The sequence below is a fragment of the Paraburkholderia bengalensis genome (assembly GCF_037126505.1).
Classification (GTDB): domain Bacteria; phylum Pseudomonadota; class Gammaproteobacteria; order Burkholderiales; family Burkholderiaceae; genus Paraburkholderia; species Paraburkholderia bengalensis.
Map to the genome: position 1 here is coordinate 25129 of NZ_JACFYJ010000075.1, position 14214 is coordinate 39342.

The following is a 14214-nucleotide window of genomic DNA, read 5'->3' on the forward strand; positions in this document are numbered from 1 at the left end:
GCGTCGCAGAAACGGAGCATGCAGAACATGCTCCGTTTTTTTATGCCCGCCATGCTTTGCTCTGGTGTGCGGATGCGTCACGCGTAGCGCCCGCTGCCGGCCGTATCCTTTCGCGCAGGCTCGCGTTGCTGCGGGTGCGAGGGCTTGCGCGGCTTGCGTATGAGACTCATCTGCCCGTTGCGTTCGAGAATCGCGGCTTGCACGTCGCTCAGGTCTCGCGCATGAAAATCGCGTCGCGCGGCCTCGAACACATCCGTACGCGTGATCAGCGCAGCTGACATCTGAGCGCTGTCGAACTGCCCGTCGCGATAGACCTCGCGTTCGGTGCCGACCACGAGCGACTCCAGCCAGGGCGAGCGCACGCAGCACCACGCGAGCGCGCGGTGAACCAGCACGATCACGAGCGAAGCCGCGAGCGTCGGCACCACAGGCGACGCGCCGATGATGACGCGGCTCAACGTGGCGCCCAGCAGAATCGCGACGACGTAGTCGAACGGCGAGCGCTGGCCGAACGAACGCCGGCCCGAGATGCGAATGAATACGAGTGCTGCGAAGAACACGGCGACGGCGCGCATGGCCGTCTGCGAGGCAGTGAGATCCCTGCCTTCGCCGAATGCCGCGATGATCAGTTCCATGTCGGATCTCCTTGGCTCGTGAAGCGCGAGCGGTTCACGCCGCGCTTTCGTTCTGAACGGCCGATGTGCCGATATAGCCGGGCAGGCCCAGTGCCGCGCCGCTCTTTGCCAGCTTCACACCGCGTTCGATGAGGCTCGCGAAGGCGGCGTCGTTCCCGGGCGGCGCGAACGCCTGGCGGAACAGATCGGCCCAGCGGAATTCGGCGAGCGGCACCGTGCTCTTTTCATAGCCGCCCGTGTCGCGCACGAACGCCGCGAGGCTGCGGAACTCGTCGTCGGCGGCTTCCCAGATGTGGGCGGGCATGTCGGTGAACGACACGCGCCGGCCATGGGGATCGTACGGATGGGTCCAGCGCCGGTTTTCCAGCGTCAGCCAGAAATCCGCTGGCTCCAGTCCCGACAGGTCGCTGACGAGCACGCCCGGCACGTGCGCAATGCCTGCATGCCACAACGCGGTCGCGACATGATGATGATCGATCGCGAAGGGCACTTCGCCGGGGCCCAATACGAAGGGAATGGGCTTCTCGGCAATCGCCATGTCCAGTTCATGGCCCGCGAGCGACGTGTACATGCGCAGCTTGTCGCGGACCTCGCGCATGCCGTGCGTGAATTGCGTAGGACGTAGTTGCTCAATGCGTAGCGACGCCATTGTGTTGCCTCCCCCGCGCCACCGAAGGCACCTTTCTATCCACTGACAATGCGGCACTGAGGTTGCAGCAGATAGCGTGCCGCGCGGTCTTCGCCCAACGTCGCCGACGCGCCGCGGAGCCTCGCGGAAGCAATCTGCAGCTCACGCGTGAGCGCAGGAAGAGATTGCCGCGATGGGAATAACGGATGCTCGATACCGGGACGGCCGCTTCATATCGAAGCGAGATGAAAGCACTTGTCCACCAAGGTCCGCGCAAGGTGCAGTGAAGGGCATGCCCGGTGCGCGCATCGAGAAGCCCAGCGACGTTCTCGTCAAGCTGACGACCATGAACATCTGCGGCTCCGACCTGCACCTGTACGAAGGCCGCATGGGAATGGAGCCGGGCCGCATCCTCGAAAGTTCTCTGAATTTCGACGAGCGCAGGGTTCCCGAAACACCTCACAAAGGAGCACAGCATGTCAGCTTTACCCGATGCGATGCAGGCCTACCGCATTCACCGCTTCGGCGGGCCGGATGTCCTGCAGCGCGATTCCATCCCCGTGCCTGAGCCGGCGCACGATGAACTGCTGATTCGGGTGCGCGCCGCGAGCGTCAATCCCGTCGATTACAAGACACGCGAAGGCCAATACCCGCTGGTTCGCGCGGACGCGTTGCCGTTCACGCCAGGACGCGATGCGTCGGGCGTGATCGAACGTGTGGGCAGCGACGTGAACGGCTGGAAGCCGGGCCAGCACGTGTATGCGTTCGTCGGCCAGGGGCAGGGCACTTACGCGCAGTTCGTCACCATCAAGGCGGCCGCCGCCGCGCGCATGCCGAACACGATCGATCATCAGGTCGCGTCCGCCGTGCCGCTTGCAGCATTGACGGCATGGCAAGGGCTATTCGAGCACGGCATGCTGTGCGCCGGCGAGCGCGTGCTGATCCACGCGGCGGCAGGCGGCGTCGGCCATTTCGCCGTGCAGTTCGCGCGCGTCAAGGGCGCCAAAGTGGTCGCGACAGCTTCGGGCGATGGCGTCGATTTCGTCCGCTCGCTGGGCGTCGAACACGTGATCGACTACAAGACGCAACGCTTCGAGGACGCGGCGTGCGACGTCGACCTCGTATTCGACCTCGTCGGCGGCGACACGCAGAGGCGTTCGTGGCAAGTCGTGCGCCGGGGCGGCGCGCTCGTGTCGACGCTGGACGAGCCGTCGCAGACGATGGCAAGCGAACACGGCGCGCGCGCGATGCGTTACACCGCGCACCCGGATGGCAAGACGCTCGCGCAAATCGGCGAGATGATCGACGAGGGAAATGTGCGCGTGGTGGTGGCCGAGCAGTTCTCATTCGACGCGGCACGCGATGCGCTCGCGCGCGTCGAACGCGGCCACGTGCACGGCAAGGTCGTGATTCGCGTGTCGGCGGATGATTGAACGCTTAAGAAGCGCTGGCGTCGTCCATTGCGGGACGTTGCAGGCGCTGCCGCACGCGGACGGCAGCGCCTGCAATGCAAGATGACGACCCACGTAGCCGGCTTCAGTCACTGGATACGCGAGATTTCCTTCGATACGGCCGACGGGCTGTCGTAGTTGTGATCGGGCAGCTTGTCGATCAGATCGACGATGTCGGTGTTGGCGTGATTCTGCCTGGCACGCTCGACCAGTTTTTCGCGCGTAGTCGGATAGCTGGCGCCCGCAAGCGCTTTCTGGATGTCGATCGGGTTCGGCTGGCCCGGATGGCGTTGGTCCTGCGAATGAGCGGGATGTTGCGACATGCGGTTCTCCTTGCGAATGGATGGCATTCTGGATTGCGGTTGCGGCGCGTGTGCCCGTCACGCCTATTGCGCCACGCCCTTTTTCGCCGCGAGATCCTGCGCCATCTGGTAGTGCTTCTGGATGGTCGGCAACGCATCTTGCGCGGCCTTCTTCAGCTTCGGGTTCTGACCATCGGCGGCTTCTTTCTCGAACGCCGCCACGGCTTCCTTATGGCCCTGCACGCCGACCTTGCTGATATAGGCCTGATCGAATGCCTTGCCCTTCAGTCCCCTCAACGAACCCAGCACGGCTGTGTCCGAATTGTCCTTCGGCACCGCGACGCCATGTGGCGCGGCCATTTTCAGTTCGGCGGTCAGCTTCGTGTGATCGAGCATCATGTGATGAGCGAAGGACTTCACGTCCTTGTCTTCCGAATTGGCCGTCGCGAGCTTGGCCGCATCGATCTCCGTCGACGACGACATTGTGGCCGCCTGCACGAAGTCCTTGTCGGACTGCGCGAGAGGATTGGCGGAGGTCTCCGATGCCGCTTGCGTTTGCGCCGCAGCCAGTGGCGCGACGGCGAGCGCGCCCGCCGCGATGATCGTGCCAATGACGATGTGCTTGAGCTTGAAATGCTTTCTCATGTTTTCTCCCTGGGTTGGGTGTTGCAAGTTGAATTGCTGCGTACCTCGTTTTCAACGCAGCAAGCGCCGCACCACGCGCGATCCGGGTTCCGCTTCACGCCTGGCGCGGCTGCCCGTTCGACGCCGTCAGCCCGCCGTCGACGGGAAGATTGACGCCGGTGATGAAGCGAGCCTCGTCGCTGGCGAGAAAGGCGATGGCGGCGGCGACGTCCTCGGGCTGCGCGTAGTTGCCAAGCGGAATGCGCTCGCGAAAGGCCTCCATCAGCAACTCGTCGCCGAGCATGTCCTTCGTCAGATCGGTCGCGGTCAAGGACGGGCACACGGCATTCACGCGAATGCCATCTGCCGCGCAATCGAGCGCGGCCGCGCGCGTGAAATTCGTCACGGCGCCTTTGGCCGCGTTGTAGAAACTCATGCCCCAGTCGCCGCCGAGTCCCGATACCGACGACACGTTCACGATCGCGCCGCGCGTGATCTTCAGATACGGAATCGCCGCGCGGCAGCCGTAGAACACGCCGCTCACGTCCGTCGCGATGACGTCGTGCCAGGCGTCGATGGGCGCCTCGGTGATGGGGCCCGTCGGCGCGATGCCCGCGTTGTTGACGATCACGTCGAGGCGCCCGAATCGCTCGATCGTGCCGCTTACGAGGGCCGCAACGGCTTCGAACTGGCGCACGTCGACAGCCGGTGCCCAGGTGCGCGATGCAGGCATCGCGCTGGCGACGCTTTCGAGCTTGCTGGCCGTTCGCCCGCATAGCACGACTGTTGCGCCTTCAAGCGAAAACCGCCGCGCAGTAGCCGCGCCGATGCCGGAACCCGCGCCCGTGACGATCACGACCTTGCCCTCGAAACGTTCTTCCATTGCAGCCTCCAGAAATTCGCGCGACATGCGATCCGTCCGATCTTTCAACATGCCGCAATCGGTGTGCCGCTCGCCAGCCAGGGCAGCGCGTGTAACGGAAGCATTTGCAATAGACATACGCGGCGCACCTCCTATGATTAGGAAGGCGCCGAACGGCATTGGCACGCAGACGACGCTTTTGTAACTGCTGTGTGAACGCCGCCGCCCGACATTGCGCGATGCGAAACCTCGTGACTGGAGACGCTCAAATGGACGACATCCGCCTGCAACTCACGCCGTTGCAAGCCGACGAACTGCGCAACATGGATCGTTACTGGCGCGCGTGCAATTACCTGTCCGTAGGCATGATTTACCTGCGCGCCAATCCGCTTCTGCGCGAGCCGCTCGCCGCTGCCCACATCAAGCGACGCCTGCTCGGACATTGGGGTTCCGATCCGGGTCAAAGCCTCGTGCTCGTGCATCTGAATCGCGTGATCCGCCGTCGCGACCTGAACGTGATCTTCATTTCCGGACCCGGACATGGCGCACCCGCCACGCTCGCGCACAGTTATCTGGAAGGGCGTTATTCGGAGATCTATCCGGATCGCGCCGAGACGGAAGAGGGAATGGGCCGTCTTTTCAGGCTCTTTTCGTTTCCGGGCGGGATCGGCTCGCACTGCACGCCTGAAACGCCCGGCTCGATCCATGAAGGCGGCGAACTGGGCTACAGCCTGTCGCACGGCTATGGTGCCGCGTTCGACAATCCCGATCTGATCGTCACGGTGATGATCGGCGACGGCGAAGCGGAGACAGGACCGCTCGCCACCTCATGGCATTCGAACAAGTTCCTGAATCCGGCACGCGATGGCGCGGTCCTGCCCGTGTTGCATCTGAACGGCTACAAGATCGCCAATCCGACCGTTCTGGCGCGCATCCCGCACGAAGAACTCGAGGCGCTGTTCACGGGTTACGGGTACAGGCCGTACTTCGTCGAAGGCGATGATCCCGAGAAAATGCATCAATGGATGGCGGCAACGCTCGATCGCTGCATCGACGAGATTCAGGCAATCCAGCATCGCGCGCGTCGCGAAGGCGATCTGCAGCGTCCGCGCTGGCCGATGATCATCCTTCGCTCGCCGAAGGGCTGGACAGGACCGCGCGAATTCGACGGACATCAGGTAGAGGGAACATGGCGCGCGCATCAGGTGCCGATTGCCGACCCGGCGAGCAACGACGAAAGCCTGCGGCTCGTCGAGGCATGGCTGCGCAGCTATCGGCCCGACGACCTGTTCGACGAAGCCGGCAAGCTGCGCGCCGAACTGCGCGCGCTCGCGCCAGAAGGGCCGCGGCGCATCAGTGCGAATCCGCATGCGAACGGCGGCTCGCTGTGCAAGGCGCTCGATCTTCCTGAGTTCGCGGATTACGCGGTCGACGTCGGCGAACCGGCGACCCGCTACGTATCGCCGACGGGCGTGCTCGGCACGTATCTGCGCGATGTCATGCGCCGCAATATGACGAGCTTCCGCGTGTTCGGTCCCGACGAGACCGCGAGCAACAAGCTCACGGCAATCTATGAAGCATCGCAGAAGACGTGGCTCGCGCAGATCGTCGAGTCCGACAGCGACGGCGGCGAGTTGTCCGTCGACGGCCGCGTGATGGAGATGCTCAGCGAACATACGCTGGAAGGCTGGCTCGAAGGCTACACGCTGACGGGCCGGCACGGACTGCTCGCCACGTATGAAGCGTTCGTGCACGTGATCGACTCGATGTTCAACCAGCACGCGAAATGGCTGGAGAAAGCCAAGCGCGAATTGCGCTGGCGGCAGCCCGTGCCTTCGCTGAATCTGCTCATCACGTCATTGGTGTGGCGCCAGGACCATAACGGCTTCACGCATCAGGACCCGGGTTTTCTCGATGTCGTGACGAACAAGAGTCCGGACGTCGTGCGCATCTACTTGCCGCCCGATGCGAACTGTCTGCTAAGCGTGGCCGATCATTGCCTGCGCTCGCGCGATTACGTGAACGTGATCGTCGCCGACAAGCAGCCCCATCTGCAGTATCTCGACATGAAGGATGCCATCACGCATTGCACGAAAGGCATCGGCATCTGGGATTGGGCATCGACCGATCAAGGCCACGAGCCCGACGTCGTGATGGCGAGCGCCGGCGACATCCCGACGATGGAAGCGCTCGCCGCCGTGGAGATTCTGAAGGATCTGTTCCCCGATCTGAAGATCCGCTTCGTCAATGTCGTGGACCTGTTCCGGCTGATGCCCGCTTCCGATCATCCGCACGGCCTGTCGTCGCGCGACTTCGATTCGCTCTTCACGACCAGCAGGCCGGTGATCTTCAACTTCCACTCGTATGCGTCGCTGATTCACAAGCTGACCTTCCGGCGCACGAATCACGAGAACATTCACGTGCACGGCTATGCGGAGAAGGGCAACATCAACACGCCGCTCGAACTCGCGATCATCAACGGCATCGACCGCTTCACGCTCGCCATCGACGTGATCGATCGTGTCGCCGGATTGCGCGGCGTCGGCGATCACGCGAAGGAGCGCTTGCGCGGCCTGCGCATCGAGCATCTGAACTACGCACATACGGAGGGCATCGATAGCGAAGCGATCCGCGAGTGGACGTGGAAGGCGTGAACGACGCGCCTAACGCCGCGTGCCGGCGGGCACGGGGTTCTTGTCCTGCGTCGAATCGAGCGCGTTCTCGGTGGCGGAATGCTTGCGCTTCTCCGCATTGTCCTTTTGCTGCTGCACGGTGTCCGTAGGCGCATTCGTATGCAGTTTGTGTCCGTCGCGCGTGCGGGCGTGACTGGTTGCCTGTTTCATGATGGTCCTTTCAGTGTTTGTCTCGCATGGCAGGCTCGGGTAGCCGCGTTCGAACTGCGCGCAAATGCCATACCCGCGCCATGCCGACACGTGCGCCACACGTATGCCACACGCGCGAGGAACCGTACTTGCTAGTCCGTGTGTATAAAAGCCGCCGACAGCAGGCAACGCATGGACAGCAAGGGCGACAGTCGCGATCGGCCATCGCAGCGGCGCGAGGGCGAGCATCGCGCGGGCGCGTTGGACTGGATCGCCGGCGTTGCCATGCTGCGCGAGTACGAGCCGGGCTGGCTGGTGCACGATCTGTTCGCGGGGCTGACCTTGAGCGCAGTGCTGATACCCGCAGGCATGGCGTACGCGGAAGCAGCGGGTCTGCCCGCCGTCAACGGCCTGTACGCGTCGTATGCCGCGATGCTTGCTTATGCGCTGTTCGGGCCGAGCCGCGTGCTGGTGCTCGGTCCCGATTCCGCGCTGGTCGCGCTGATCGCGGCTAGCGTCGCGCCGCTCGCGCACGCGACGGTGCGCATGCACTCGCCGCCGCCGGGGCGCTCGCCGTGATGGCGGGCGTCGCGTGTATCGTCGTCGGCGCGCTCAGGCTCGGCTTTGTCACCGAACTGCTGTCGCTGCCCGTGCGCTATGGGTTTCTGAACGGCATCATCGTGACGATCGTCGTCGGCCAGTTGCCGAAGCTGCTCGGATTCTCATCGAAGGGCGAATCGTTTTTTGCGCAGGTGCGCGAGCTGATTGCAGGCGTGTCAGCGTCGCGCGTCAATCTGCTATCGCTCGCCATCGGCGTGGGCTCGTTGCTGTTGATCTTCGCGTGCAAATACTTCTGGCCGAAAGCGCCAGGCGTGCTGCTGGCCGTCGGCGCGGCGACGCTCGCGCTGATGTGGATGGACCCGGCGGGACATGCGGGCGTCGCGACGGTCGGCGTCGTTGCGCAGGGATTGCCGGCCCCGCGCCTGCCTGCACTTCCGCTCGGGGAATGGCTGCAACTGGCGGGCAGCGCCGCCGCGATCGCGCTGGTGTCGTTCACCGACGTCAGCATTCTTTCGCGCACTTACGAACTGCGCACTGGCCGCAAGGTGAGCCGCAATCAGGAGTGCGTCGCGCTCGGGCTGTCGAACATCGCGGCGGGACTGCTGCAGGGCTTCGCCGTCAGCGCGAGCGGTTCGCGCACGCCCGTGGCGGAATCGGCGGGCGCGAGGACGCAAGTGACGGGCGTGATCGCGGCTGTCGTGGTCGCGCTGCTGCTTGTCTTCGCGCCGCGCGCGCTCGCCCATACGCCGCAATCCGCGCTGGCCGCCGTCGTGATCGCAGCCTGCGTGACGATGATCGAAATACGCGGCGTGATCCGACTGTTCCGGCTGCGGCTCAGCGAATTCGCGCAGGCGATGGTGTGTTTCGTGGGCGTGGTGTGCGTCGGCGTGGTCAACGGCATTGCGCTGGCGTTGCTGCTGACCGTGCTGTCGTTTCTGTGGCGCGCGTGGCGTCCGTACGATGCCGTGCTGGGCCGCGTCGACGGCATGAAGGGCTATCACGACGTGTCGCGCCATCCCGAAGCGCGGCGCATTCCCGGCCTCGTGCTGCTGCGCTGGGACGCGCCGCTGTTCTTCGCGAACAGCGAAATTTTCCGCGAGCACGTGCTGCGCGCCATCGACGCCTCGCCGTCGCCTGTGACGCGCGTCGTCATCGCCGCCGAACCTGTCACCGACATCGACCTCACGGCAGCCGACGTGTTGCAACGGATTCACGAAGAACTCGACGCGCGGCATGTCGAATTGTGCTTCGCCGAACTGAAGGGCCCCGTGAAGGATAGCCTCAAGCGCTACGGCATGTTCGACCTGTTCGGCGAGGCGGCTTTTTACCCGACTGTCGGCGAAGCGGTACGCGCCTACCTCGACGAGCACGACGTGGAGTGGCACGACTGGGAAGACGACGTCACGACATAACGATCCGCGCGGTACGCCGCTTGCTCCCCACGTCAACGCCGCTAAACACCGCTAAACACCACGAGGCCCATCATGAACGAAGACGCAAACCGGGAGCTGGCAGACAAAGCCGCGCTGGAAAACACCGCACTGGACGCCATCGAAGCGCTGGAGTCCGATCATCGCGTCGTCAAGCAGCTGTTCGACGCGTTCGAGAAAACAGCCGACTCCGATCTCGAAGCAAAAGGCACGCTGGTGCAGCGCGCGTGCGAGCTTCTCACCGTGCATACGATGATCGAGGAAAAGATCCTCTATCCCACTGCGCACAAGGCGCTTGACAGCCGCGACGAGATCGACGTCGACGAGGCCTATGTCGAGCACTTTCTCGCCAAGACGCTGATTGAGAAATTCGATTCGCTGAAACCTGGCGACCACGGATTCGACGCGACGTTTATGGTGTTGTCGGAGATGGTGCGCCACCATATCGAAGAAGAAGAGTCGGGTCTCTTTCCCGAGTTGCGCGAGAGCGGCGTCGACCTGGTGCGGCTTGGCGAAGCGATCGCAGCAGAAAAGGAAGTGCTGATGAAAAAGCTGGAGGCAGCGGGCAGCAAGCTCGTCGGCGACAGAAGTCTGACGTTTCACCGCTGATGTCGCGTTCAGGATCGTGCAACGCCCGCAGGCTTCGATTTCCGCAACAACGTGCGTGCAATTTCGATCTTGCGCAGCGCGTCGCTCGACTGCAAGCGCGTGTGCCGCGTGCTAGCCTGACATCCCTTTGCCCGGAGATTCCCGACAATGGCACGCTTACTTTGCGATATCTGCGGCGTGCGGCCCGCGACGGTCCGTCTCGCCGTGTTGCAGAACGGTCAGCGCCAGGTGCTGGACGTATGCGACTTTCACTATGCGCAGATCACGCGGCATCAACGTTCGATTTCGCCGCTCGAAGCGCTGTTCCGCGCGCAGGCCGCGGGCGGACAGCCGCCGCCCGGCTCGCCGCAGCAGCCTGTCGAAGGCACCGAGGCCGTCAGCATCGAGCAGCATTTCAGCGAGCTTGCGCGCGAGATGCTGCAGCGCGCAGCGGAAGCCGCCGTTCAATGGGGACGCCGCGAAGTCGACACCGAGCATCTGCTGTATGTGCTTGCGGATAACGCGAACATCGCCGCGATACTCGATTCGCTCGGCGTGAAAGCCGCCGACGTGCGCGCCTATATCGAGGCGAACGCTGAAAAGCGCGAAAGCGCGACGCCGCCCGTGAACGACCGTATGGGGGTGTCGCCGCGCATGAAGAGCGCACTGGAGCGCGCGTTCATTGCGTCGCGGCAGCTCGGGCATAGCTATGTCGGCGCCGAGCATCTGCTGATCGGTCTTGCCGAAGTGCCCGAAAGTTTCGCGGGCCAACTGCTCGCGCGCATGGGCGTGCCGTCGCAGGCGCTGCGGCGTCAGACCCTGCTCGCGGCGGGCACGGAAGACAAGACCGACGCGCCGCGTCCGCCTTCGAACACGCCGAATCTCGACAAGCACAGCCGCGACCTGACGGCGCTCGCGCGCGAAGGCCGGCTCGATCCCGTGATCGGACGCTCGAGCGAGATCGAAACGATGGTCGAAGTGCTGGCGCGCCGCCGCAAGAACAACCCCGTGCTGATCGGCGAGCCGGGTGTCGGCAAGACGGCTGTGGTGGAAGGGCTCGCGCAGCGGATGGTGAACGGCGACGTGCCCGAATCGCTGCGCAACAAGCGGCTTGTCGAACTGAACGTGAATTCGATCGTCGCGGGCGCGAAGTATCGCGGAGAATTCGAGGAGCGCGTCAAGCAGGTGGTCGACGAAGTGCTCGCGCATCAGGACTCCGTCGTGCTGTTCGTCGACGAGGTGCATACGATCGTCGGCGCGGGCCAGGGCGGCAACGAAGGCGGGCTCGACATCGCGAACGTGTTCAAGCCCGCGATGGCGCGCGGCGAGCTGAACCTGATCGGCGCGACGACGCTCAACGAATATCAGAAGTACATCGAGAAGGACGCCGCGCTCGAACGGCGCTTTCAACCCGTGCTGATCGCCGAGCCGAGCGTCGTGCAGACCATCAACATCCTGCGCGGCTTGCGCGACCGGCTCGAGGCGCATCACAAGGTGACCATCCTGGACGACGCGATCGTCGGCGCGGCGGAACTGTCGGACCGCTATGTGTCGGGGCGTTTTCTTCCCGACAAGGCGATCGACCTGATCGACCAGGCGGCGGCGCGCGTCAACTTGTCCACCACCTCGCGTCCTGCCGCCGTGCTCGAACTCGAAGCGGAAATCACGCAGTTGCGCCGCGAGCAGGATTACGCCGCGTCGCGCAAGCAGTTCGATCGCGCGCATGCGCTCGACGGCGAGATTGCCGCGAAGGAGCAGTCGCTGCGCGACGAGACGGAAGCGTGGAAGAAAAGCGTCGGCACGAACACGTCGCATGTCACGGTGACGCAGGTCGCGGAGATCGTCGCGCGGATGACGGGCATTCCCGTCGCGCAACTGACGGCCGAAGAGAAGCAGCGGCTTTTGAACATGGAGGACCGGCTGCATCAGCGCGTGATCGGCCAGGACGAAGCGGTGACAGCCGTCAGCGACGCCGTGCGCCGCTCGCGCGCGGGCCTGCAGGCGCGGCATCGGCCGACAGCCGTGTTCCTGTTTCTCGGGCCGACGGGCGTCGGCAAGACGGAACTCGCGAAGGCGCTCGCCGAGGTCGTGTTCGGCGACGAAGACGCGATGCTGCGCTTCGATATGAGCGAGTACATGGAACGGCATACGGTGGCGCGTCTGATCGGCGCGCCGCCCGGTTACGTGGGCTACGACGAAGGCGGTCAGCTGACCGAGCGCGTGCGGCGCAAGCCGTATAGCGTGATCCTGCTCGACGAGATCGAGAAGGCGCACCCCGACGTGTACAACGTGCTGCTGCAGGTATTCGACGATGGCCGCCTGACGGACGGCAAGGGACGCGTGGTCGATTTCAGCAACACGCTGATCATCGCGACGAGCAACCTCGCCGCCGACGTGATCGCGGGCCAAGGGCGCACAGGGCCGGGCTTCCTGAGCGACGCCGGTTCGGTGGGCGTGCAGGGCGGCGTGATGAACGTGCTGCGCCAGCATTTCAGGCCCGAGTTTCTCAACCGGATCGACGACATCATCCTGTTCAAGTCGCTTGGCCGCGACGAAACGCGTCATATCGTGCGGCTTCAGCTCGAACATGTGAGCCGGCTCGCGAGCAGCCAGGACATCGAACTCGCGTTCGACGATTCCGTCGTCGATCATCTCGCGACGGAAGGGTATCGGCCCGAATTCGGCGCGCGCGAGTTGCGCCGGCAAATCCAGCAGCAGATCGAAAATCAGCTCGCGAGAGTCATGCTGTCGGGCGAGGTTCAGGAAGGCATGCGCGTGCTCTGCCGCTACGATGCCGCGACCCGACAGGTGGTGTTCGAGCCTGTCGGCACGACGACCGCAACCGTGGCCGAATCGCAGGCTGTGAAACAAGCGGCGAAGTGAGTGGCGATGTGAGCGGCCATATGAGCGGCCATATGAGCGGCCATGCGAGCGGCGAGCGGAATGCAAAGCCGCGCGGCGAAATCCGCCGAGAGCGGCTACTGGCTCGCGCCGGAAGGCACACCGCTCGCCATCGAGGCCGGCGTGGCGGCGGCGGGCGCTACGCTCGTCGCGGCCGCCCCGCTCGCGGCGGGTGCGCTTTCGCTTGCGGTCTTCGCCGCCGCGCTTTGGCCGGGCGTGCCGCTCATGCCCGACGTGTTGCTCATCACGCCGCTGCTGCCGGCGTCCATGCTGTTGCTGCTTTTCTCGTCGACCTTCTTGCAGGCGGACATGCCGAGCACGAGCGCGATCGCCGCGAGCGCGGCGCACATTTTTTGCGGGAGGGGATTCATCGTCGATGCTCCTTTGCTCAGACAGGCCGACGTCGTGCGCCTCGCCTGTTTCGTCGTTGAATGGTCATGACTATGTTCAGCAACGCGCATTCCCACTGAAAGCGTATTGCATGCCGGGCGGCCGTGCCTGGCGGGCCGGGTTCTTGCGGACGCATCGGAGGAGGAACGCGCGATGCGCCCGCGAGCGCGGATTTTTCACCTTGAAGGAGCAGGACGATGAAAGTCAGAGTGGCAAACGAGGGCGATGCGCCCATTCGTCTGATCGTCGACGGGGACCCCGTTCTCGGCGAGACGGTCGAGCCCGGCGCGGAGATGGTCGTAGACGGTGAACTGGTCGAGCTGCAGGATCTCGAACCCGTCGCGGAGGACGACGACGCGGACGAAGAAGAGTTGTGAGCCTCGTCGCGAATGTTGGGGGACGCGGGGCGCTTCAGCGCGCTTGTGGCTGCGATGGCGATGGCGGCTGCAGGTCGCGCACGGCCGCGTCCTGCCAGCCGCCGCCGAGCGCCTTGTAGAGCGCGACCAGATCGGTCGACACCTGCATCGTCGCCTGCGCCTGCTGCTGCCTCGCCTGGGACAGCTGACGCTCGGCATCGAGCACGTTGATGAAGCTGCTCAGTCCCTTGCGATAACTGTCGCGTGCGAGATCGAACGCGGCCTGCTGCTGCGCGACCTCGTCCGCCAGCGCGTCGCGGCGCACCTGGTCGGTGCGATAGACGGCGAGGGCGTTGTCGACGTCGCGCAGCGCGCCCAGCACGGTCCTTTGATAGTCGAGCGCCGCGACCTGCTGTTCGGCCTTCGAAAGATGCAGGTTCGACACGAGTGCGCCGCCTTCGAACACGGGCAGCGAAATCGTCGGGCCGAACGACCAGAACAGATGCGACCACTGTGCGAGATCGTGTGCGTTCGTCGCGCGCGTGCCGATCTGCCCCGTGAGCGAAATGTCGGGGAAAAACTGCGCGACGGCGACGCCGACGTTGGCCGTCGCGGCATGCAGCGACGCTTCCGCGCGACGGATGTCGGGCCGCCGGCGCGCGAG

Annotated in this window: 13 protein-coding genes and 2 pseudogenes; 7 read left to right on the forward strand and 8 right to left on the reverse strand. The window is 64.5% G+C overall.

From position 1 onward, the window contains the following. Positions 1-77 precede the first annotated feature (77 nt). Complete coding sequence (locus H3V53_RS31710; protein WP_336601211.1) at positions 78-635, reverse strand: DUF421 domain-containing protein; 558 nt, start codon at positions 633-635, stop codon at positions 78-80. A gap of 34 nt (positions 636-669) precedes the next feature. Next, positions 670-1284, reverse strand: a complete 615-nt coding sequence (locus tag H3V53_RS31715; protein WP_336601212.1) for a ParB/Srx family N-terminal domain-containing protein — start codon at positions 1282-1284, stop codon at positions 670-672. A 224-nt stretch (positions 1285-1508) separates the two neighbouring features. Between H3V53_RS31715 and H3V53_RS43785 the strand changes: the two are divergent. Next, a pseudogene (locus H3V53_RS43785) lies at positions 1509-1678 on the forward strand (aldehyde dehydrogenase); the annotation flags it as partial. Between the two features lie 61 nt (positions 1679-1739). Continuing rightward, on the forward strand, positions 1740-2696 hold the full coding sequence (locus H3V53_RS31720) for an NADP-dependent oxidoreductase (RefSeq protein ID WP_336601213.1): 957 nt from the start codon (positions 1740-1742) through the stop codon (positions 2694-2696). Between the two features lie 107 nt (positions 2697-2803). On the opposite strand, the gene H3V53_RS31725 is transcribed toward H3V53_RS31720, so the two are convergent. From H3V53_RS31725 to budC, 3 genes are all read right to left on the reverse strand, one after another. Further along, the gene (locus tag H3V53_RS31725; RefSeq protein WP_336601214.1) at positions 2804-3037 is read right to left on the reverse strand and encodes a DUF2795 domain-containing protein; all 234 of its coding nucleotides are present in this window, start codon (positions 3035-3037) and stop codon (positions 2804-2806) included. Between the two features lie 63 nt (positions 3038-3100). Then, the gene (locus H3V53_RS31730; protein ID WP_336601215.1) at positions 3101-3661 is read right to left on the reverse strand and encodes a DUF4142 domain-containing protein; all 561 of its coding nucleotides are present in this window, start codon (positions 3659-3661) and stop codon (positions 3101-3103) included. Between the two features lie 94 nt (positions 3662-3755). Further along, positions 3756-4523: a meso-2,3-butanediol dehydrogenase gene (gene budC, locus H3V53_RS31735; RefSeq protein WP_336601216.1), complete on the reverse strand. Its 768-nt coding sequence runs from the start codon at positions 4521-4523 to the stop codon at positions 3756-3758. A 248-nt stretch (positions 4524-4771) separates the two neighbouring features. On the opposite strand from budC, the gene H3V53_RS31740 reads away from it, so the two are divergent. After that, on the forward strand, positions 4772-7156 hold the full coding sequence (locus H3V53_RS31740; RefSeq protein WP_336601217.1) for a phosphoketolase family protein: 2385 nt from the start codon (positions 4772-4774) through the stop codon (positions 7154-7156). A 9-nt stretch (positions 7157-7165) separates the two neighbouring features. Here the strand turns inward: H3V53_RS31740 and H3V53_RS31745 are convergent, their stop codons facing one another. After that, a complete protein-coding gene (locus tag H3V53_RS31745; protein WP_336601218.1) occupies positions 7166-7345 on the reverse strand; it encodes a hypothetical protein in 180 nt (59 codons plus the stop codon). A gap of 171 nt (positions 7346-7516) precedes the next feature. On the opposite strand from H3V53_RS31745, the pseudogene H3V53_RS31750 reads away from it, so the two are divergent. The 3 genes and pseudogenes from H3V53_RS31750 to H3V53_RS31760 all read left to right on the forward strand — a co-directional run bounded on the left by H3V53_RS31750 (position 7517) and on the right by H3V53_RS31760 (position 12786). After that, positions 7517-9297 (forward strand): annotated as a pseudogene (locus H3V53_RS31750) (SulP family inorganic anion transporter). Between the two features lie 72 nt (positions 9298-9369). Beyond that, positions 9370-9924: a hemerythrin domain-containing protein gene (locus H3V53_RS31755; protein WP_054921102.1), complete on the forward strand. Its 555-nt coding sequence runs from the start codon at positions 9370-9372 to the stop codon at positions 9922-9924. A gap of 147 nt (positions 9925-10071) precedes the next feature. Beyond that, a complete protein-coding gene (locus H3V53_RS31760; protein WP_336601219.1) occupies positions 10072-12786 on the forward strand; it encodes an ATP-dependent Clp protease ATP-binding subunit in 2715 nt (904 codons plus the stop codon). Between the two features lie 95 nt (positions 12787-12881). Here H3V53_RS31760 and H3V53_RS31765 read toward each other — a convergent pair whose 3' ends face one another. Next, a complete protein-coding gene (locus tag H3V53_RS31765) occupies positions 12882-13175 on the reverse strand; it encodes a hypothetical protein (protein ID WP_336601220.1) in 294 nt (97 codons plus the stop codon). Between the two features lie 216 nt (positions 13176-13391). On the opposite strand from H3V53_RS31765, the gene H3V53_RS31770 reads away from it, so the two are divergent. Next, a complete protein-coding gene (locus tag H3V53_RS31770; RefSeq protein ID WP_054927326.1) occupies positions 13392-13571 on the forward strand; it encodes a hypothetical protein in 180 nt (59 codons plus the stop codon). 34 nt (positions 13572-13605) lie between these two features. Here H3V53_RS31770 and H3V53_RS31775 read toward each other — a convergent pair. Then, a partial coding sequence (locus tag H3V53_RS31775) for a TolC family protein (protein ID WP_336601221.1) occupies positions 13606-14214 on the reverse strand: 609 nt, incomplete at its 5' end.